Source organism: Pseudoduganella flava (assembly GCF_007830495.1).
GTDB classification, from domain to species: Bacteria; Pseudomonadota; Gammaproteobacteria; order Burkholderiales; family Burkholderiaceae_D; genus Rugamonas; species Rugamonas flava.
This window is the reverse complement of sequence record NZ_VLKW01000009.1, coordinates 100,036-120,910: the sequence shown is the minus strand read 5'-3', so window position 1 is coordinate 120,910 and position 20,875 is coordinate 100,036. Positions and strand designations below refer to the sequence as shown.

General features: G+C 63.7%; 19 protein-coding genes and 2 tRNA genes. 17 read left to right on the top strand and 4 right to left on the bottom strand.

What is annotated here, in order from left to right; translation table 11 throughout:
* The first annotated feature begins 11 nt into the window (after nucleotides 1-11).
* The 13 genes from IP92_RS21455 (at nucleotide 12) to IP92_RS21395 (ending at nucleotide 9,645) form a co-directional block, all read left to right on the top strand.
* Nucleotides 12-758, top strand: a complete 747-nt coding sequence (locus IP92_RS21455; RefSeq protein WP_145878946.1) for an SDR family oxidoreductase — start codon at nucleotides 12-14, stop codon at nucleotides 756-758.
* 166 nt (nucleotides 759-924) lie between these two features.
* Nucleotides 925-1,335 (top strand): tol-pal system-associated acyl-CoA thioesterase, encoded by a 411-nt coding sequence (gene ybgC / locus IP92_RS21450; protein WP_145878944.1) that lies wholly within the window; start codon nucleotides 925-927, stop codon nucleotides 1,333-1,335.
* 32 nt (nucleotides 1,336-1,367) lie between these two features.
* Nucleotides 1,368-2,060 carry a protein TolQ gene (tolQ, locus tag IP92_RS21445; protein WP_145878941.1) on the top strand — a complete coding sequence of 231 codons (693 nt, stop codon included), beginning with the start codon at nucleotides 1,368-1,370 and terminating at the stop codon, nucleotides 2,058-2,060.
* A gap of 9 nt (nucleotides 2,061-2,069) precedes the next feature.
* On the top strand, nucleotides 2,070-2,507 hold the full coding sequence (locus IP92_RS21440) for an ExbD/TolR family protein (protein WP_145878939.1): 438 nt from the start codon (nucleotides 2,070-2,072) through the stop codon (nucleotides 2,505-2,507).
* Nucleotides 2,508-2,510: 3 nt separating this feature from the next.
* Nucleotides 2,511-3,461 (top strand): cell envelope integrity protein TolA, encoded by a 951-nt coding sequence (tolA, locus tag IP92_RS21435; protein WP_229418903.1) that lies wholly within the window; start codon nucleotides 2,511-2,513, stop codon nucleotides 3,459-3,461.
* Between the two features lie 8 nt (nucleotides 3,462-3,469).
* Complete coding sequence (gene tolB, locus IP92_RS21430; RefSeq protein ID WP_145878936.1) at nucleotides 3,470-4,732, top strand: Tol-Pal system beta propeller repeat protein TolB; 1,263 nt, start codon at nucleotides 3,470-3,472, stop codon at nucleotides 4,730-4,732.
* A 42-nt stretch (nucleotides 4,733-4,774) separates the two neighbouring features.
* Nucleotides 4,775-5,302, top strand: coding sequence for a peptidoglycan-associated lipoprotein Pal (gene pal / locus IP92_RS21425; RefSeq protein WP_145878934.1), 528 nt, complete (start codon nucleotides 4,775-4,777; stop codon nucleotides 5,300-5,302).
* A gap of 84 nt (nucleotides 5,303-5,386) precedes the next feature.
* Nucleotides 5,387-6,133: a tol-pal system protein YbgF gene (ybgF, locus tag IP92_RS21420; protein WP_145878932.1), complete on the top strand. Its 747-nt coding sequence runs from the start codon at nucleotides 5,387-5,389 to the stop codon at nucleotides 6,131-6,133.
* A gap of 250 nt (nucleotides 6,134-6,383) precedes the next feature.
* A tRNA-Lys gene (locus tag IP92_RS21415) sits at nucleotides 6,384-6,459 on the top strand.
* A 24-nt stretch (nucleotides 6,460-6,483) separates the two neighbouring features.
* A tRNA-Lys gene (locus IP92_RS21410) sits at nucleotides 6,484-6,559 on the top strand.
* Between the two features lie 223 nt (nucleotides 6,560-6,782).
* Nucleotides 6,783-8,477: a TIGR04141 family sporadically distributed protein gene (locus IP92_RS21405; protein WP_145878929.1), complete on the top strand. Its 1,695-nt coding sequence runs from the start codon at nucleotides 6,783-6,785 to the stop codon at nucleotides 8,475-8,477.
* A gap of 258 nt (nucleotides 8,478-8,735) precedes the next feature.
* Entirely contained in the window at nucleotides 8,736-9,170 is a 435-nt protein-coding gene (locus IP92_RS21400) for a hypothetical protein (RefSeq protein WP_145878927.1), read from the top strand.
* Nucleotides 9,171-9,174: 4 nt separating this feature from the next.
* Nucleotides 9,175-9,645, top strand: coding sequence for a hypothetical protein (locus tag IP92_RS21395; RefSeq protein ID WP_145878924.1), 471 nt, complete (start codon nucleotides 9,175-9,177; stop codon nucleotides 9,643-9,645).
* A gap of 10 nt (nucleotides 9,646-9,655) precedes the next feature.
* On the opposite strand, the gene IP92_RS21390 is transcribed toward IP92_RS21395, so the two are convergent.
* From IP92_RS21390 to IP92_RS21380, 3 genes are all read right to left on the bottom strand, one after another.
* Nucleotides 9,656-12,400: a TonB-dependent receptor gene (locus IP92_RS21390; RefSeq protein WP_229418902.1), complete on the bottom strand. Its 2,745-nt coding sequence runs from the start codon at nucleotides 12,398-12,400 to the stop codon at nucleotides 9,656-9,658.
* 217 nt (nucleotides 12,401-12,617) lie between these two features.
* On the bottom strand, nucleotides 12,618-13,520 hold the full coding sequence (locus tag IP92_RS21385) for a sulfurtransferase (protein WP_229418901.1): 903 nt from the start codon (nucleotides 13,518-13,520) through the stop codon (nucleotides 12,618-12,620).
* Between the two features lie 118 nt (nucleotides 13,521-13,638).
* Nucleotides 13,639-13,821 (bottom strand): hypothetical protein, encoded by a 183-nt coding sequence (locus IP92_RS21380; RefSeq protein ID WP_145878920.1) that lies wholly within the window; start codon nucleotides 13,819-13,821, stop codon nucleotides 13,639-13,641.
* A 108-nt stretch (nucleotides 13,822-13,929) separates the two neighbouring features.
* Here IP92_RS21380 and IP92_RS21375 point away from each other — a divergent pair, with 108 nt between their 5' ends.
* The 4 genes from IP92_RS21375 (at nucleotide 13,930) to IP92_RS21360 (ending at nucleotide 19,584) form a co-directional block, all read left to right on the top strand.
* Nucleotides 13,930-16,914, top strand: coding sequence for a reprolysin-like metallopeptidase (locus IP92_RS21375; protein WP_145878918.1), 2,985 nt, complete (start codon nucleotides 13,930-13,932; stop codon nucleotides 16,912-16,914).
* 147 nt (nucleotides 16,915-17,061) lie between these two features.
* A complete protein-coding gene (locus tag IP92_RS21370) occupies nucleotides 17,062-17,634 on the top strand; it encodes a cohesin domain-containing protein (RefSeq protein ID WP_145879288.1) in 573 nt (190 codons plus the stop codon).
* A 111-nt stretch (nucleotides 17,635-17,745) separates the two neighbouring features.
* On the top strand, nucleotides 17,746-18,930 hold the full coding sequence (locus tag IP92_RS21365; RefSeq protein ID WP_145878916.1) for a DesA family fatty acid desaturase: 1,185 nt from the start codon (nucleotides 17,746-17,748) through the stop codon (nucleotides 18,928-18,930).
* A gap of 57 nt (nucleotides 18,931-18,987) precedes the next feature.
* On the top strand, nucleotides 18,988-19,584 hold the full coding sequence (locus IP92_RS21360; RefSeq protein WP_145878914.1) for an IMPACT family protein: 597 nt from the start codon (nucleotides 18,988-18,990) through the stop codon (nucleotides 19,582-19,584).
* On the opposite strand, the gene IP92_RS21355 is transcribed toward IP92_RS21360, so the two are convergent.
* The gene (locus IP92_RS21355; RefSeq protein WP_145878912.1) at nucleotides 19,581-20,765 is read right to left on the bottom strand and encodes a DUF418 domain-containing protein; all 1,185 of its coding nucleotides are present in this window, start codon (nucleotides 20,763-20,765) and stop codon (nucleotides 19,581-19,583) included. The two genes, IP92_RS21360 and IP92_RS21355, sit on opposite strands and share 4 nt — an antisense overlap.
* Nucleotides 20,766-20,875 lie beyond the last annotated feature (110 nt).

Below are 20,875 nucleotides of genomic sequence, written 5' to 3'. Positions count from 1 at the left end.
GGATTTTCGTCATGATCGTCTTCATCACCGGCGCCACCGCCGGCTTCGGCGCCGCGATGGCGCGCATTTTCGCCACCAACGGCCACCGCGTGCTGATCGCCGGCCGCCGCGAGGACCGCCTGGAAGCGCTCGCCGGCGAACTGGGTCCGAACGTGCGTCCGGTGCCGCTGGACGTGACGAGCAAGGCCGCCATCCACGCTGCACTCGACGCGCTGCCGGCGCCATGGCGCGATATCGACGTGCTGATCAACAACGCCGGCCTGGCGCTGGGCATCAAGCCGGCCCACGAGGCCGCGCTGGAAGACTGGGAAACGATGATCGCGACGAACTGCAGCGGCCTCGTGACGATGACGCGCGCCGTGCTGCCGCGGATGGTCGAACGGGGCAGCGGCCTCGTCATCAACCTGGGGTCCGTCGCCGGCCACTACCCTTACCCGGGCGGCAACGTGTACGGCGCCACCAAGGCCTTCGTCGAACAGTTCACGCTGAACCTGCGCGCGGACCTCGTCGGCACCGGTGTGCGGGCCACCAACATCGCGCCGGGCCTGTGCGGCGGCACCGAATTTTCCAACGTCCGGCTCAAGGGCGACGACGCGGCCGCGGCCAAGGTGTATGAAGGCACCACGCCGCTGACGGCCGAGGATATCGCCGGCACCGCGTACTGGATCGCCACCCTGCCACCGCACGTGAACGTGAATTCCATCGAACTGATGCCGACTTGCCAGGGCTTCTCGCCGTTCGCCATCAAGCGGAATTGATTGTTTCCCGGATGCACAAATAGTAAGGGATTGTTACAAGTGTTGGTCCAGATCAGCGGATTTGCTTAACTGCCCAGCTTATTCAAGCGTCAGCTTCAAACTTTCGGCAACGTTTTGTGTTAAATGGCGTAGAATGTTGCCCAACAACACTTGTAGCAATTCAACCATGCCTTCAGAGTTCACCTGGGAAGTCCGTGTCTACTACGAGGATACGGACGCGGGCGGCATCGTGTATTACGCGAATTACCTGAAGTTTTTTGAACGCGCGCGCACCGAATGGCTGCGCGCGATCGGCGTTGGTCAGCAGGAATTGTTGCACGAGCAAGACGCAATGTTCGTCGTCAAGAACGTGAGCGCGGACTATCATGCGCCGGCCAAACTGGACGATGCTCTAAACTTAACGCTAGTTATCGAAAAGCTTGGCCGTGCCTCCGTCGTCTTCCGGCAGCAGGCATGGTGCGGCTCGACCCTGCTCAACACGGCGTTGGTGAAGGTCGGCTGCGTCGATTCCGCGCTGCGTCCGCGCGCCCTACCGGACGCCGTGGCGGAGCGCATGCGCGCTTACGTTGCAAATTAGCAGAGCGATATTCACCCACCATCGAAGAAACAATGAACGGTACCCAAGATCTTTCCTTCATCGCCCTCATCGCCAACGCGCACCTGATCGTTCAGCTGATCATGGCACTGCTGCTTGGCGTTTCGCTCGTCAGCTGGACCTACATCTTCAAGAAGTGGTTCGACGTGCGCGCCGCGCGCCGCCTGACGATCGACTTCGAGAAGACGTTCTGGGCCGGCGGCAACCTGCACCAGCTGTACCAGGCCGCCGGCAGCAACCGCGCCAACAACGGCGCGCTGTCGCGCATCTTCGAGGCGGGCATGGGCGAGTTCATCAAGGGCAAGCAGGCTGCCACGGCGAGCCGCGAAGCATTGGACATGGGCGCGATCCTGGATGGCGCCCGCCGCGCGATGCGCGCCGCGTTCCAGCGCGAGATGGACGTGCTGGAATCGCACCTGGCCTTCCTGGCCTCGGTCGGCTCGGTGTCGCCGTATATCGGCCTGCTCGGTACCGTATGGGGCATCATGAACGCGTTCCGCGGCCTGGCCAACGTGCAGCAAGCAACGCTGTCGGCCGTGGCACCCGGCATCGCCGAAGCGCTGATCGCCACCGCGATCGGCCTGTTCGCAGCGATCCCGGCAGTGGTGGCGTACAACCGTTTTTCGCACGACATCGACCGCCTGGCGATCCGCTTCGAAAGCTTCGTCGAGGAATTCTCCAACATCCTGCAGCGTCAATCCCGCTGAGAGTAGATCATGGCTTCCTCTTTCAACAGCAGCATGCGTGGCGGCCGCGGCCGCAAGCTGAAGTCCGAGATCAACGTCGTGCCGTACATCGACGTGATGCTCTGCCTGCTGATCATCTTCATGGTGATGCCGAGCTCGAACAACCCCAGCTCGATCGACCTGCCGCACGCGGAAAAGGCGGTGCGCCCGCCGGACGCGTACATCCAGGTCACGATCAAGCCCAACGGTGCGCTGTCGATCGGCATCGCGGGCAAGAATGCCGATGCGCCGGAGACGGCGCCGAACCGCGATGCACTCGTGCGCAAGCTGCGCGCGCTGCACGAGGATAATCCCGACTATCCCGTGCTGATCGCGGGCGACAAGGAAAGCAAGTACGACGACGTGATCCAGCTGATCTCGGAAGCGAAGAAGATGGGCATCAACCGCGTTGGACTGGCGACGAAGTAGTAGATGGCAACGAATCAAATGAGCGGTGGACCGACCGCGGGCGGGCCCTACCGGGTCCCCCGGCAGGACAACGGCTGGCGCGCGTTCGCGCTCGCCGTGGCCACGCACGCGCTGCTGTTCGTGTTCCTGTGGGGCGGCATCAACTGGCAGAACACCCAGCCGACCGCCGTGGAAGCGGAAGTATGGGACCTGACGACGCAGCAGGCGGCTCCCCCGCCGCCGCCCGCCGAGGAACCCGAGCCGGAACCGCGGCCGGCCCCGCCGCCGCCCACGCCGACTCCGGCGCCCCCGCCTGAGAAGGTGGAGCCGCCGAAGGTCGACCCGGACATCGCGCTGAAGCGCGAGAAGGCGAAGAAGGAAGAAGAGAAACGCATCGCCGCCGAGAAGGAAGCGAAGCGCAAGGAAAAGCTCGAAGAGGAGCGCAAGCTCGCCGAGAAGAAGGCGGACGAGAAGAAGAAACGCGAAGAAGAAGAGAAGCGCGTGGCCGAGGAAAAGGCCGAGCAGCAGAAGAAAAAAGAAGACGAAGCGAAGAAGAAGCTGGCCGAGAAAAAGGCCGCCGAGAAGAAGGAAGCCGATCGCCTGGCGAAGGCGCTGCGCGCCGACACGATGCAGCGCATCACCGGCGCGGCCGGCGCCGGCAGCGGCACGGCCGAGAAATCGACCGCGCCGCGGCTCGACAGCGGCTACGTCGCGGCGATCACGGCCAAGATCAAGAGCAACATCAGTTATGCGGGCAGCCAGGACGTTTCGGGCAACCCGCGCGCGGAGTTCAAGATCACGCAATTGCCGACTGGGGAAATCATTTCGGTCCGAAAGATCAAGAGCAGCGGGATTCCCGCCTACGACGCCGCGGTGGAAAACGCCATCGCCAAGTCGTCGCCTCTGCCAAAGAAGAAGGACGGCACGGTGGAACGGGACATCAACGCCGCGTTTAATTTGAAAGACTTGCCTTGACGCGAACTATGAAAAAACTCAACTCCCTCTTCCTCACCGCTGGCCTCGTCGCCAGCCTGTCCGCGCAGGCGCAACTGCGCGTCGAGATCTCCGGCGTGGGCAGCAACCAGATTCCCGTTGCCGTCGCCGCCTTCGTCGACGAGGGACAATCGCCGACGCAGATCTCGTCCGTCATCAAGACCGACCTGGAGCGCAGTGGCGCCTTCAAGGTGATCGATGCGGGCACCGTCAGCGACATCAACAGCGTCGACGCGGCATCGTACAAATCGCGCGGCGCCGATGCGGTCGTCGTCGGCATGGTGCAGAAGCAGCCGAACGGCGCCTACGACATCCGCTACAAGCTGATGTCGACGATCCAGAATTCGAAACTGTCGCAGCTCGACCAGCAGACCACGGCGCAGTTCACGCGCCTGGCGTCGCACAAGATCGCCGACGACGTGTACGAGAAGCTGACCGGCGTGCGCGGCATCTTCGCCACGCGGATCGCCTACGTGACGCAGCAGGGCCGCTCGTACCGCCTGGAAGTGGCGGACGCGGACGGCGAGAACGTGCAGCTGGCGCTGTCGTCGAACGAGCCGATCATCTCGCCGGCCTGGTCGCCTGACGGCACCAAGGTGGCCTACGTGTCGTTCGAGCAGAAGAAGCCCGTGATCTACGTGCAGAACCTCGTCACGCGCCAGCGCACCGTGATCGCCAATGAGCGCGGCAGCAACTCGGCGCCGGCCTGGTCGCCGGACGGCAGCAGGATCGCCGTGGCGCTGTCGAAGACGGGCAATACGCAGATCTACATCGGCAGCAGCAGCGGCGGCGGCCTGCGCCGGCTGTCGAACAGCAGCGGCATCGATACCGAGCCGCAGTTCTCGGCCGACGGCCAGTCGATCTACTTCACGAGCGACCGCAGCGGCGGCCCGCAGATCTACCGCATGAGCGTGAACGGCGGCGATGCCCAGCGCGTCACGTTCAACGGCAGCTACAACATCAGCCCGCGCATTTCCTCCGACGGGAAATCGCTGGCCTACATATCCCGGCGCAACGGCAACTTCCAGCTCTACGTATTGGATCTGGCAAGCGGCCAGGAGCAACGTCTGTCTGACAACACGAACGACCAGGCCCCAAGCTTCGCTCCGAACGGCAAGTACATCCTGTACTCGACCGAATCGGGCGGGCGCAAGGCCCTCGCAGTGGTGTCGGTGGACGGCCGAGTCAAGCAACGTCTGACGATTCAGGCGGGCGCGATCAAGGAACCCACCTGGGGTCCTTTCATGAAGTAAAAAAGCAGTAAAAGACCTTTCACAACGACCAGGAGAAATAAAATGCGTAACGTAAAAAGTATCGCCTTCCTCATCACCAGCGCAGCACTGCTGTCGGCTTGCTCGTCCCCGGTAAAACTGTCCGAACCGGCACCCGTCGTCGAAAGCAAGCCGGCTGAAGCACCGCCGCAAGCCGACACCCGTACCGTCGCACCGGTGGAAACCAAGTCGATCGACCCGCTGGACGATCCGCAAGGCGTACTGGCCAATCGCAGCGTGTACTTCGACTTCGACAGCTACGTTGTGCGTGAAGACGGCAAGCCGGTCGTGCAGAACCACTCGGGCTACCTGACCAAGAACACCAACCGCAACATCCTCGTTCAGGGCAACACCGACGAACGCGGCGGCGCGGAATACAACCTGGCACTGGGCCAGAAGCGTGCCGAAGCCGTCAAGAAGGCGATGGTCGCACTGGGCGTGTCGGAAGGCCAGATCGAAGCCGTTTCGCTGGGCAAGGAAAAACCGAAGGCCGAAGGCCACAACGAAGAAGCATGGGCACAGAACCGCCGTGCCGACATCGTGTACAAGTAATCAAGATACTTGACGCACGTCCAGACGGGGCAGCGCGCGCTATACTTGCGCCCTGCCCCGTTTTTCATTGAAAGCGTTCCGAACATGATCAAATTCACCAAGACGGTTCTTGCACTGGCCGCTGCCACCTTCACGCTGCACGCATCGGCCGGCGTCTTCGACGACGACGAAGCGCGCCGCGCGATCCTTGACCTGCGCAACAAGGTCGAAGCGCTGACGAAGGAACTCAATTCCCGTCTCGACACGAAGGCCGACAAGACCTCCACGCTGGACCTGATCAACCAGCACGAACAGACGATGCAGGAAATCGCCCGCCTGCGCGGCCAGGTCGAGGTACTGCAGAACGAAATCGAAGTGGCCAGCAAGCGCCAGAAGGACTTCTACGCCGACCTGGACAAGCGCCTGCGCGCGCTGGAACCCCGCCAGGTGGAAATCGACGGCCAGACGGCATCCGTCGACCAGTCCGAACAGAACGCGTACGACGCCGCGATGCAGCAGTTCAAAGACGGCAACTACGACGCCGCCGCCACGGCCCTGCAGAACTTCGTACGCCGCTACCCCGGCTCGGCCTACGCCGCGAACGCCCAGTACTGGCTCGGCAACGCCTACTACGCCCAGCGCGACTGCAAGAACGCGATCCTGGCGCAGCAGCAGCTGATCAAGACCTACCCGGACAGCCCGAAGGCCCCGGACGCGATGCTGAACATCGCCAGCTGCCAGGCCGAGCTGAAAGCCGTCAACAACGCGAAGAAGACGTTGAACGAGCTGATGAAGACCTACCCGAACTCGGCCGCCGCGAAGACGGCGAAGGAGCGGCTGGGCGGGAAGTAAACCTCACGGTTGTGTTCGTGTCCTTCTGGGGTCAGACCCCAGGGCACACGAGCTGATTGGTAGCGGCGCCCTGCCGGAGAGTTACCCGCTCGAGCAAGGGCACGTACGGACGAGATCAAGGCAGAGCCCGTGTCCTGTCGGGGTCTGACCCCAGAAGGACACGAGCTCGGCTGTAGCGGAGACGACTCGATGCTCCGGAGCATTTGACAGAACGGTTGGGTCGTCCTATAATCCCGCTTCTTCTTTCGGAGGGTCGTTAGCTCAGTTGGTAGAGCAGCGGACTTTTAATCCGTTGGTCGCAGGTTCGAGCCCCGCACGGCCTACCACTTGCAGGAATTTTTTGTTTTTGTGGGTCGTTAGCTCAGTTGGTAGAGCAGCGGACTTTTAATCCGTTGGTCGCAGGTTCGAGCCCCGCACGGCCTACCACATGATACGCAGAGAAGCCCACGAACTTCGGTTCGTGGGCTTTTTTGTTTTTTGGATTCCTAATCGCGCCGCAAACTATTTTTCCCGAAGCAGCCATCAACTTCCGTTGTATCTCGACAACTAAGCGGTTGCGGGGAAATTTGAACAGGGCTACAGTCAGGCTGATCAGAAACCAAGAGTTCCGGGTTCCGCTGACTGGGCAGCACTAAAGAAGGGACACATTATGGGCGGCAATGATGCGAGCACATCGATCAAGCATGCACTTGCTCAGAAACTTCCGGGCACCGAGACGCCCGTGGAGGATGATGAACCAAGACAACAGGTGAGCATTTTTCGCCTGCACATGAAGTACCTCCCAGAACTCGAAAGGATTTTCTCTCCGACCGACAAAACGGCAGTAACCTTATCCGCCATGGAGGGGCTTGAAGGACGCTTTTTCCCTCTGCCTGGAGAAACCGCTCCACCCAGCTGGCTAGGGGCAGTCGAGCGCTTACTTCCCCCAGACACGAAGCTAAATCTCATCGGATTGCACCCTGGGGGCATGTTATATGTGAAATGTAACGATGAGCACTTTGCGCTTACATTTGGCCATGCTTGGGCATTGCTAAAGGACGAGTGGTTAGTAGCCAGATTTGGGATCAGGGTCGCTCTAAACTGCATTGCGAGAAACCAGCTCACGGAGTTGAAGGCTGAACAAGTATTTGCTGCATGGCACTTATCTAATGAGCGAGCTCCGAAGCCCTCCTCTGTCCAAAAATTCTCACTGGAGAGCGATAGAGATCTCGTACATACTATTGAGGGACAACCGAGCGAAAACATCGCTACGCATCTTGGAAGTAAAATTAGAGGAGGCACTTCCTTAAAAGCAAATATCCAGTTTTCGAAGTTGCGTGAGGTGCTAAGCATTGTATCCGCCTTAGAAAAGAAAACTGACTTCCAATCCATTTGGCCCGAGATCGACAATCTCGTATTGCTGTCTGACGCTTCTGAACTGGAGGCGCTGGACAAAAAGCTCGAGGAAACATTCAGAAATAAAGAGAAGTTCTCGGAACTAAATCTGGTAGTTCCTGCACAACGGAACTCTGAGCTGCCCCCTCCCTTCGGTTACGTTATCGGGCGGTTACCGGCAAAAGGAAAAAATGGAAGGCCGTACGTTCCTTACTTAATGCCAAGCGCTTGGCAAAGCTACCTTAACCAACAGAAGCTACCTTTAACGGTTTACAGTGCCAAATCGACAAGTGTGCACTTTCTGGACGAGAAACAGGAGAGGGTATTTGTCTCGAACATATACGATTGCATAGGATTCGAAACTTCCGTTGACGAAGACGGATCGACCGGAGACTATGTACTATCGTCTGGGAGATGGTACAGAGCCTCATCATCATTCATTGCTTCTGTTAACCAAGAGCTTATGAGGTTAGCCGTACCAGACCGACACCCTCTGAAACCATGGAATTCAACGGACGATGAAGGCGTCTATAACTCGTCGTGTACATTAGGAAGCGCAAGCCTTTACCTCTTCGATGCAAAAAATATTCGCCATGGAGGTGGGCAATCGCAGTTCGAGTTCTGCGACATTCTGGACGTTCAAAGCAAGACACTTTACTTTGTCAAGCACGTGGGGAAATCGCACCACTTTAGCCATCTATCCGAGCAGGTGAGACGAACGGTCGAACTTACGTTTGGGCCCGACGATGCCTTCCGCAAAAAGTTGAGCATCCTTGTTAGCTCGCTATACCCAAACTTAGACATTTCATGGATTACACATCAGCGCCCTATGCCAGGGAGTATCAATCTCTGTTTTGTCTCAATGGGTAAACATTATTCCAAGTTCCCTTTCTTTGCCAAGTGTGGCCTATCGAAGCTGAGCAAGGAGCTGAGCAGGTTAAACCATAATGTCCAGTTTATTTCGGTTTAATTGTGCATGGCCATAATTACAGGTAACGTGTTGAGGCTCGTCGAAACCGCTAGGCTAGCGATGTACGACTTCCTCCGTATCCTTCGATCAGCCTTCACGCCCCGAAGCCGCAAAACGTTTCGAAGGGCGATTACGCCGACAGCACCCTGGATAAGTTCTCAACGCATCGTCCCGAAAACTGGGCGATCCGCGCGCCAACGGCGCCCAACGTAGTGATGGGCATCGTAAGGAGCCGCAGTCCCCTCCGTTGGCCGCGCGGTGGCACAGCGGATCAAGGCACAGGGTTACACCCTCAATCAATTGATCGCCAGGCAAACGGTACGTGCACATGGCGAGCGGGCGGTGTTTTCACGGTTGTCGACAACGCGTCAGAACGCAATTTATGCGGAAATCGTTTCGTCCGCCGGACGGTCGAATGCCGCGGTGACGCGTGCCATGGCACGGATGCGCTATGCAGGCAGGGGACTTATCGTCGTCGCGGTCGCGCTGTCGGTGTACAACGTCGCGACCGCAACGAACAAGGGTACCGCATTCAAGAAGGAACTGGCAGCGAACGGCGCGGGCATCGCAGGTGGCGTCGCCGGCGGGGCGGTGGCGGGATTGGCTTGTGGCCCGGGCGCCCCGGTCTGCGTCACGGTGGGCGCTTTTGTCGGCGGAGTGCTGGCCGCTTTCGGTTCAACCTATCTTTGGTAACGCAATGAAAATCCAGTCCCGCTCCCGATTCGATCTGCGACCGCTGCCTCAGGCGGACGAGGCGCACCCGCTGAGCGAGATCCTGATTGACGGCCATCCGAGCAGCGTCACGATCGCCGGTGCGGTGCTCGAGGCCTGTGTGGAGTGCGATGACGGCTTCCTGGTGTTCGCCAGCGATGACATCCCGTACGAGGAAACGTTGCGGATCTATTTGCTGAACCCCGCGTTGACGGTGCTCGACAAGGCGACGCTGAGCGCGCCCTATACGACCGGCGCGTTCGCCAACCTGCGTATCGTCGACCGCAGCACGCTGCGGTTCGACTTCTTCGGCGGCGTGCCGTGGACATTGACCCTGCACGAGCACGAGGTCTTCGCCCTCCCCTGGCGGCCGGCCCCCAGGGGAGTACGAAGGCCGTTCGGCTTGCGCCGCCGCTTTCAGCTGTCGGGCGATCCCCTGCCCGACAAGGACGGCTGACGTTCGATACTCAGAACGCCACCCTGACCCCCACATTCACCCTTCTCCCGACATCCTCCAGCGTCAGGAACTGGCTCTCGTTGCTGGCGTACTCGCGCATCCGCTTGTTGCCCAGGTTGATGCCGTCGGCGTACAAGGCGATCGTCGGCGTGATGTTGTAGCGCAGGCTCGCATCCGTCTGACCGTACGCCGCGCGGTTGCGCGGCAAGGTGCTGCCGCCGCCGCAGTCCACCGAGTAGTGGTTGCGCCAGTTGTAGCTGACGCGCGCCTGGAAGCGGTCGTTCTCGTAGAACGCCGAGGCGTTGTACGACTGCGGCGACAGGCCCGGGTAGCCGCACTCCAGTGCGCCGGCATCGCCTTCGCGCGTGGCGTTCGCGTCGACGTACGTGTAGTTCGCCGCGACGCCGAAGCCCTGCAGCCAGCGGATGTTCGTATCGAACGCGTACTGGCCGGCGATCTCGACGCCCTTGATCTTGCCGCTCTGGCCGTTGCGCACGCGCGAGTCGTGCACCACTTCGTCGTACTGCGGGATGCGCATGTCGACCAGCCGGGTCTCGAGGAAGTCCGACACCTTCTTGTAGAACACCGCGGCGCTGACGTAGTTCGTCTTCGACAGATACCACTCGTACGACACGTCGAAGTTCTTCGACTGCATCGGCTTCAGGTAAGGGTTGCCGCCGCCGGTCTGCACGTCGCCGAACCGGCCGCCGTACCAGTTGTCCACGCCCATCTGCGACAGCGTCGGACGCGTTTCCGTCTTCGATGCGCCGAAGCGCAGCAGCATGTCGCGCGTCACGTCGATCTTCAGGTTCGCGGACGGCAGGAAGCTGTGGTAGCTGTTCTCCACGGTCGTGGGCGCGGATGGGCCCCAGTTCAGGATGTACGTCGTGTCGTTCGGGCTCTTCGTGGCCGAGATCAGCGTGCGGCTGACGCCCGACGACATCGACTTCACGTGCACGTACCGGAAGCCCGCATTGGCGGACCAGCCCTCGCCTTCCCAGCGCGAGTCGGCGAAGAAGCTCGCCACCTTTTCCTTCACGCCCCAGGTGGATGCGGGATTGCGGTAGTCGATCGCCATCGGGCCGTTCGGATATTTCGTCTTGTCCGAGTACAGCGCCGGATCGTTCGACTGCGCGATCAGGGCCGGCTGGTTCAGGTAGGCCATGTACTCGTACGGGTCGAAGCGCAGGTACGACGACGGCACCTTGCCGCCGCCGAAGTAGCCGTCCAGCGGCGTGACGGTGAACAGCGATGCCGGCAGCGACACGTGGTAGCCGGAGAACGCGTTCCACGAATCGCTTTCCCACTTCGTGCGGCCCACGTCGCGCTGCGAGTACGACACGCCCGTATCGAAGCCCTTGAAGAAGCCCATCTCGTGATCCCACGACAGGTTCAGGCGCCCCTCGTGCAGCTTGTCGCGGTTGTGCACGTCGCCGTTCGACACCGCGTGGGCGCGCACCGCCGTGGGATCGGCGATGTTGTCGCCGAACGTGATCGACGGGATCGCGTCGAACACGAGCGTGTCGCCGTTCTTCGGCACCATGCCGGCCACCACCCACATGTCCGGCGAGCGCGACGTGGTGCGCGACGTGGACACGTCGCCCTCCAGCCGCCATTCCGGCGCCAGCGTCCACTTCGAGTTCAGGCCGAACGCCTTCGTTTCGGACAGCCGGTCGCCGCCCTTGACGATCATATCGTTCGAGTTGGCTTCGCCCAGCAGCTTGCCGGGGCCCGCGATGGCCGGGTTGTTCGCGTAGAACGTGGCACCGGGCCGCAGGAAGCTTGTGATCTGGTCGTTCTGGTCGTACTTGACGCCCAGCTGCACGGGGTTGTTCCAGTCGCTGAACGCGATCACGTCGTTGCGCTGGTCGAGGCGCGAGTACAGCGCGTCGGCCGTCATCTTCCAGGCGGGGGACGGGTTGTACTGCACCGTCAGGTTCGCCACCGTGCGCTTGCGGCTTTCCTTCTCCTGCTGGAAGCCGTAGCTTTGCGGGATGTACAGCTTGCGGGTCGTCACGTCGGCCATCGTCAGGCCCCTTGAGTTCAGGTCGCCGTTAATCATCGACACGTCGCGGTAGTTCCACGCATCGTTGATGGCCTTGTTCTGCTTCGATGCGCGGTCCGTGTACGAGATCGAGCCTGTCACGCCGAACGTGCGATCGTCGTTCGCGAACGAGTACATGCCGCTGATGTTGGGCGTGTGCTCCTTCGAGTTCGAGTCCCACGAGTGCGACACGTTGACGACGGACGTATGGCCCGTCTTGCCGGACAGCGGCCGGGCCGTCTGGATGTCCACCGTCGAGCCGATGCCGCCTTCGGGCAGGAACGGCTGCGACGTCTTGTACACGAGCGCCTTCGAGATCAGGTCCGACGACAGCAGGTCGAACGAGAACTCGCGCCCGCCCGTATCGCTGGTGATCGTGCGCCCGTTGACGAGCACGTTGTTGAATTCCGGCCCCAGGCCGCGTACCGAGATGTAGCGCCCCTCGCCGTTGTTGCGCTGGATTTGCACGCCCGTCACGCGCTGCAGCGACTCGGCGATGTTCGTGTCGGGGAACTTGCCGGCATCCTCGGCCGACACGGCGTCGACGACGCCTTCCTGCATCCGCTTCGTGTTCAGCGACGAGCTGAGGGAGGCGCGGATGCCCGTCACCACCACCCGCGCGGACGGGTCGACGTCGCCGCCCGTTTGCGCGGCTGCCCCGCCGGCGATCAGCATTTCGGCAATCAACGCAGCCAGGACGTTCTTGCGCATTCTTGTTGTATGCATCGCTTTCTTGTCTCCATTTGTTATGTTTTAAACCGGATTTCCTCCTGCTTCCCGCAGCACAGATCGTTACCGTGCGCGGCCATTGTTGTGTGATAGTCGGCCGCTGCCGGACCATTTTAGGCACAGCGGTTTTGCGACTTGCTATTGATTATTTATCATCCGCTATGCCAAAAACATATACATGGCATCGCTACCACATATCTCAGGCAGCTTCGCAGGCGACCGCCCGGCTCCATTCGAGCCAGCCGCCGTCGTAGACGCAGATGTCGGGCCAGTCCATCAGCCACGCATAGAAGAAGGCCAGCGACGCGCGCCAGCCGGTGCCGCAGTAGAACGCATTGCGTTGTCCCGGCACCACACCTGCCGGCCCCCAGAAGGCGGCGATGTCGGCTGCCGGCTTCATCCGGCCAGCCTCGTCGTGATACGCGCTCATGCTGTTGACGTCGCCGTCGGCACCGGCCCTGCCCCAGCGGGCGCCGGGGATGTCGCCGCGGGCGGCGATGTAGTGGTAGCCGGACACCTTGCCGAGGAATTCAGCCTCGCTGCGGATGCTGACCAGGGCGCCGTCCGCACTCGCCAGCAGCGCCCGTGCTTGCGGCAGGCCGATCAGGTAATCCGGCCGGCCGGGAAATGGCGCGCCGAAATCCGCCACGGGGAGGCAAGGCGGCGGCGGTCCCGTTTCAATCCGCAGCCCGGCCGCTTGCCAGGCCGCGAAGCCGCCGTCGAGCAGGCGCACGTCCGTCACACCCGCGTACAGCAGCAGGTGCGCGGCGCGCGCGGCGGCCAGGTTGTTGCGGCCGTACAGGATCACGGTGGTGTCATGCCGGATACCGAGCGCCCACAGCACGCCGAGCAGCGTGTCGTCAGCGACCTTGTTCCATAACGGCGGCCCCTCTATGGCGTTTGTGTCGAGCCGGAGCGCACCGGGCACGTGTGCCTGCATGTAGTCGCCTGCGCCGTCGCAGCCCACTTCCAGCAGGCGCCATCCGGGCCTCGGCGCCTCCGGTACGCGTGCGCCATCCACGAGCGCGGCCAGCCAGGCGGCGCAGACGAGCTGGCGGGAGCGCACGAGGTCGTGGCGGAAACAGGCGGCAGGCTGGGACAAGGCGGCGCGGGACAAGGAGGTGAGCGGCGATGGCGAAGGCGCATTGTAGACCATCGCCATGTAGCGGCCGCTGCCGGAGAGAGATTACATGCGCCTTACCGCAAGCCGATTCGTCTATTTACAACATGATAAAAATTAAACTTGTGTCAAGTAACAAATAAGCAATAGCATGGTCGAGTTCACTGAGCCGATCGGCCGCGGTGAACGCCACCGCCGCGCCAGACGGCGGAACGGGATTTTCCCGCACAACGGATGCAGGCATCGGATCGGCAGCACAGCAGCTCAGCAGCAATGCATGCACGCACTGCACCACATCAAGCACCACTCAAGCACTACTTCAAGCACGACAGCGAAAGAACAACAGAACCAGCCACTTCAAGCGTAGAACACCGTCGCGAAAGGACACCGCATGAGAAACAAGCCGTCGATTCCGCCGTACCACGGCGGGCTCACCGGACCAGGCGTGAAATCCTCCCTGGCCCTCTGCATCGCCCTCGCCTTTGCCGCCGCGCCGATCGCGCACGCCGCCCAGGCCACCGTCCAACCCGTCGTGAACCAGGCTGCCGCGCCCTATTGGCAGGACGTGCCGGTCGCTTCCGAGTCCCTCACCGTCGGCGGCGCCAAGCGGCCCGCCCTGAAGCTGAAGCGCTTCCATGGCGCGGCCCTGGACAAGGGCGGCATGAAGGCATTGACGGCCGGTGCGCCGGCCGAGCGGCCCGACGGCTCGATCGGCAACGCGCTGACGATCGCCCTGCCCCACCCGGACGGCGGCTACCAGCGCTTCGCCCTCGTTGAATCGTCGATCATGGAACCGGGCCTGGCGGCCCAGCATCCCGACATCAAGACGTACAAGGGCAAGGGCATCGACGACCCCAGCGCCACGCTGCGCATGGACATCACGCCGCTCGGGCTGCATGCGTCGGTGCGTTCGCCGAACGGCGGCTGGTACGTCGACCCGTACTACCGCCTGGACGACAGCCTGTACGCCAGCTATCACGCCCGCGACCTGACCAACCAGCACGGTCCGCTGGTCGAATCGGCGGCCGGGGAGGCGCGGCTGATGCTGTCGCGCGGCTTCTACCAGGAAGGCGACAACGTCGAGGTGCGCGGCAGCGGATTCGCGCCGGGCGCCAGCGTGACGGTCACGGTGCGCAGTGAAGGCGACGGCACGGCATTGCAGAGCGCCGTGGCGACGGCCGACAGCAAGGGCACCGTCACCGTCACGCTGCCTGCCGGCAGCGCGGGCGCCGGTGCGTTCGAGGTGGTGGCCAGCGACGGCCGCGCCGAAAGCACGGCCTCGTACCACGTCGTCGACGCCGGCGTCGCGGCGAATGCCGCCACCGGCACGCAGCTGCGCACGTACCGCCTGGCGCTCGTCACCGACCCGGCCTATGCCACCTACTTCGGCGGGGCTGCCAACGTGACGGCGGCCAAGGTCACGCTGATCAACCGCGTCACGCAGATCTACGAGGACGAGACGTCGATCCGCCTCGTGCTCATCGACGGCAACGATGCGCTGAACCTGAACACGGCGGCGCAGATGACGGGCACCAACGGCCCCTGCGGCGGCGCGGCCTGCTTCACCGCCGACCAGGCGGAAAGCTGCGGCAGCCCGACGCTGTCGCGCAACCGGATCGTCACGGGCCTGCTCGTCGGCGCCAGCAAGTTCGACATCGGCCACATCGCGCTGGGCACGCCGGGCGGCGGCGTGGCGAGCCTCGGCGTCGTCGGCGGCAATGCCAAGGCGCAGGGTTGCACGGGCGTGGAAACGCCGGAGGGCGACCTGTTCGCGGTCGACTACGTGGCCCACGAGATGGGCCACCAGTTCTCCGGCAACCACACGTTCAACGGCACGCAGGGCAGCTGCGGCGGCAACGGCAACGACGACACGTCGATCGAACCGGGCAGCGGCTCGTCGATCATGGCCTATGCCGGCATCTGCCGCACCGACAACCTGCAGGCGCACAGCGATCCCTACTGGTCGCAGCGCAGCTTCGACGAGATCAATGCCTACGTCTCCGGCCCCGAAGCGTCGCTCAATGAAGTGCAGGCGGCCGCGCTGCGCAATTTCGCCAGCACCGGCCAGCAATTCCAGGTCAGCTGGAACGGCAACCTGTCGGCACCGATCGTGCGCGGCACCAACTACACGGCGGCCGGCATCAAGGCCGCGATCCAGGGCATCGCCGGCTGGCCGGCGGGCGGCGTCGTCAGCATTACCGGCGTGTCGAACAACGGCTTCACGGCAACCTTCGGCGGCACGCTCGCCGGCACCAACGTGGCGCAGCTGCAGCTGGTGAACTTCACGGCCGGCAGCAGCGGCTTTGCCGGCGAGATCGTGGCGGGCGGGCGCACCAACCGGGGCGGCGCGCTGTCCGCCACGGGCAACGCGGCCCCCGTCGTCACGGCGCCGGCCGGCTACACCATTCCCGTGCGCACGCCGTTCGCGCTGACGGGCGATGCCAGCGATGCCGACGGCGACCCGGTCACCTACATGTGGGAGCAGAACGACCGCGGTACCGGCAGCACGCTGCTGAGCAACGCGAAGACGAACGGCCCGCTGTTCCGCCAGTTCGGCAAGCGTGCGCTCGTCAGCGCCACCGACACGCTGGAATACGATTCGCCCGGCGAGAACCACACGACGGCCGATCCGACCCGCGTGTTCCCGGACCTCGACCAGGTCCTGGCCAACAACACCAACGCGCAGACGGGCGCCTGCCCGACGCCGGCCGCCACGCCGACCGCCGCCGACATCGACTGCTACTCGGAATACCTGCCGACCGCGGCCTACGTGGGCGTGCCGGGCACGAACGCGAACCCGGCGTCGCTGAACTTCCGGCTGACGGCGCGCGACGGCCGCGGCGGCGTTGCCAGTGCCGACACGAAGCTCGTGCTGGCACCGAACGCCGGTCCGTTCCTCGTCACGGCGCCGAACACCGCGGTGTCGCTCGAAGCGGGAACGGCGCAGACGGTGACGTGGAGCGTGGCCAACACGAACGTCGCACCGGTGTCCGCCGCGAACGTGAAGATCACGCTGTCGGCTGACGGCGGCAAGACGTGGCCGTACGTGCTGGCCGACAGCACGCCGAACGACGGCAGCGCGTCCGTGACGCTGCCGGCCATTGCCACGACGACGGCACGCATCAAGGTCGAGGCCGTGGGCAATGTGTTCTTCGACGTGTCGAACGCGAACTTCACGATCCGCCTGACGGGCGACGTGAACGGCGATGGGCAGGTAGACTGTGGCGACCTGGGTCTCATCAAAGCGTTGTATGCCAAGCGTACCGGCCAGATTGGCTTTGACGGCCGTGCGGACGTGGTGCAGGATGGGGTCATCGATGCACGCGACCTTTCCTACGTCGCCCGGCGCGTGGCAGCGGGCACGGCATGCAATTGAGGGTGGAAGCTGAGGGTGGAAGCTGAGGGTGAAACCCGACGCTGACCACAGTTTCGGAGTGAGGTAACACTGCTGCAACCGGCGCCGGCGGGAAATCGTTCCAGCCGGCGTCGACAACACTGCCCCTGGTGGCAACAAGGAGAAAACATGCGTGAATGGAAAAAATACCTGGGCGCCGCACTGCTGAGCTTTGCCGCCGCCCAAGCCGGTGCGGCCACGCTGACCGCCACCGCCAGCCCGAACCCGGCAAACGTCGGCCAGTCCGTCGCCGTCGCCGTGCAGATCATCGATGTGCCGGACTTGTTTACGTACCAGTTCTCGATTTCGTTCGACCCGACGGTGCTGCAGGCCACGTCGGTCGCGCTGGGCGACATCCTGGTCACGGGCGGCACGTCGTTCGGCGCGCCGGGCGCGATCGACAACTCGGCCGGCACGATCTCGTTCTTCTACAACACGCTGATCGGCCCGATCTCCGGCGTCACGGGCTCGGGCACGTTGGCCAACATCACGTTCCAGGCGGTTGGCGCGGGCAGCTCGACGTTCGGCTTCACGGACATCATGCTGCTCAACAGCGGCGGCGAAGACATCGCCTTCGGCGTGGCGAACCCGCGCGTGGACGTGTCGGCCGTTCCCGAGCCGGCCACGTATGCGATGCTGGGCGTGGGCCTGATCGGCGTGGCGGCACTGCGCCGGCGCCAGCTGGCCGCGACACGCAGCTGACGTTGCCGGGCCCGGCCGCCGCTGCGGCCGGGCTCAGCTTGACGTGCGTACATCGACGCACCAGGCGAATCTGGCTATGCTGACACCAGGCCCCGATCGGAAAGGAACAGCATGGACGAATCCGTCATTCTCGCCTTCTTGTCGCATGGAGTGCTCGACTGGAGCGCCTGGCAGATCGTTGCCTGCACGCTCGCACTGACCCATGTCACGATCGCCGCCGTCACCATCTACCTGCACCGTTGCCAGGCGCACCGCGCCCTGACGCTGCATCCGCTGGCAAGTCATTTCTTCCGTTTCTGGCTCTGGTTGACGACCGGCATGGTCACGGCCGAATGGGTAGCCGTGCACCGCAAGCACCACGCCCGCTGCGAAGCGGACGGCGACCCGCACAGCCCGGCCGTGTTCGGCATCCGCCGCGTGCTGCTGGAAGGCAGCGAGCTGTACCGCATCGAAGCCGCCAATGCCGCCACCGTCGCACAGTACGGCACCGGCACCCCAAGCGACTGGATCGAGCGCCATGTGTACGGGCGCTGGACGTGGCAGGGCGTGGGCCTGATGCTCGTGATCGACGTCGTGCTGTTCGGCGTCGTCGGGCTCACCGTGTGGGCCGTGCAGATGCTGTGGATTCCCATCACGGCGGCCGGCGTCGTCAACGGCCTGGGCCACTGGTGGGGCTATCGCAACTACGACGGTCCCCATGCGGCCACGAACATCGGCCCGCTGGGCCTCCTGATCGGCGGCGAGGAGCTGCACAACAATCACCACACCTACCCCACGTCGGCCAAGCTGTCCGCACGATGGTTCGAATTCGACGTGGGCTGGCTGTACATCCGCCTGCTGCAGGCGTGCCGGCTGGCGCAGGTGACGCGGGTCGTGCCGCGTGCGCGCCGCGCGGTGCCGAAAGCCGTCGCCGACTTGCACACACTGCAGGCGATCATCGCCAACCGGCACGAGGTGATGGCGCGCTACCGCCGCATGCTGTGCCGCGCATTCCGCGCCGCCAGGAGCGACATGGGCGCGGACAAACGTTCGCTGGCCCAGGTGTACCGGCTGCTGCGGCGCGACCCGGCGTTCGTCACCGGCGAACAGGCGGCCTCGCTGGCGCACAGCCTGCGCCAGCACAGCGCGCTGTGGGAGATGCAGCAATTGCGCGCGGAACTGGCCGAGCTGTGGCAGCGCAAGCATGCCCAGCCGGAGGAGTTGCTAGCCCATCTGCGGCAATGGTGCGAGCAGGCCGAACGCTCCGGCATCACGATCCTGCGCGACTTCGCCACCCGGCTGCGCAGCTACGCGTGATTCCAGGCGGGCGCACCGGGCGGTTACAATGCCCCGTCGCCCCACGTTTCGCCACCGATGCCCCATACGCTTGCCGCCCCCTGCTCCGCCGAACTCCTGATCAAGAAAAGCCGCTTCATCGCCTGCGTGCAGCCGATGACCGACCGGGCCGCCGCGCAAGCCGTCGTGGCGCGCCAGAAGGCCGAACACCCGGGCGCCGCGCACGTGTGCTGGGCACTGCTGGCGGGCGGCCAGTCGGCCGCCGTCGACGACGGCGAACCGAGCGGCACCGCGGGCCGGCCGATGCTGGACGTGCTGCGGCACCAGGATCTGGAAGGGGTGCTGGCCACCGTCGTGCGCTACTTCGGCGGCGTCAAGCTGGGTGCCGGCGGCCTTGTGCGGGCCTATACTGACAGCGTCGCACAGGCGTTGCTGAAGGCGGAACGCATTGCAATCGTCAAAGCGCGCACGTTGCGCTGCGCCGTGCCGTATGCGCTGGAAGGCTTGCTGCGGCGCGAGCTCGATGCCGCGGGCGCCACGCTGGGCGACGTGGCGCATGGCGACGATGTCGTTTGCGAGTTCACGCTGCCGGAAACCGCGGCGCCGGCGCTCGTCGCCCGGTTGAACGAGGCGGGTAACGGCCGGGTGCGGTGGATCGATCCGGAAGAGGCTTAAACGGCCGCGGCCTGCGTCCGCCCTGCCCCGACCCACGTGGCGCGATGCCACAGCGTTTCCAGCGGCCCCTGCTTGTGGCGCTTCAGCCACCATGCCGAGAACAGCCCCTGCAGCAGCGCCAGCGCGATGCCGATCAGCAGGCACACGGAAGCGCCCGTGTAGCGGTACAGGCCGAGCCCAAAACCGTAGTACAGCGTGGTGCCGACCACCGATTGCATCAGGTAGCTCGTCAGGCTCATGCGCCCGAGCGGCGCGAACGCCTGCAAGGCGCGCGTCACCACACCCTGCTGGTACAGCAGCGCGAAGCCGGCCACGATCACGCCCATCAGCGCGAAGTTCGCCCACGACTTGACGATCATTACGAGCGGCCGGCGCAGCGCTTCGCCCGCCACCTGGCTCTCGATGCCCAGCTTGGCCGCGTACAGCGCCGCGAAGCACAGCGCGGCGACGGCCAGCGTACGCCGCCACCACGCGCGGTTCGTTACCGACAGCGCGAACACGCCGGCGCGGCCCGCCAGCATGCCCAGCATGAACAGCGCCGGAATCTGGAACATGCGGCCGTTTTCCCAGCTCCACAGCACTGCGGCCGTCTTGCCGTTCGTGAGATTGCCGTACCACGTCTCCAGCAGCGTGCCGTTCGCCAGGTAGGCGTTGCCGCGGCCGAAATAGGTCCACGATGCCGGGTCGGCCAGCTTCGCATCCGGCTGCGGCAGCGCCTGCAGCACCTCGTACCAGCCGTACGGTTGCAGCAGCAACGCGCAGGCGATCGCGAGGACGGCCCGGTCGCCCAGCCGCGCCACCGGCAGCAGCGCGAACGCCATCACGGCGTAGTACGACAGGATGTCGCCCTGGTAGAACAGCGAATTGACGAGGCCAAAGCCCAGCAGCAGCACCATGCGCCACGCGAAGCGGGGCCGGAAATCCTCGCCCTGCGCGGCGCGGCGGGCGAACTGGATCTGGAACGTCAGCCCGAAGAGCAGCGCGAAGATCAGGTAGGACTTGCCGCCGAACAGGAAGAACGCCGTCTCCCAGATGCCCTTGTCCAACGCCACCAGCCAGCCCGGCTGGCCGTCCGGCAGGTGGTACAGGTCGAAGTGTTCGAGGTTATGCAGGAGCATGATCGACACGATCGCGAAGCCGCGCAGCGCGTCGACGAGTTCCAGGCGGGAGGAAGAGTTCATCGGGCAATTATAGTTGGAAAGCTTACCAGTTTCGCAATTACCAGCATTTTGTGCATCGTTGTGATTATTTGCGCATTTTCCGAAAAGAAATTTCGCTAGACTGCGGGGCT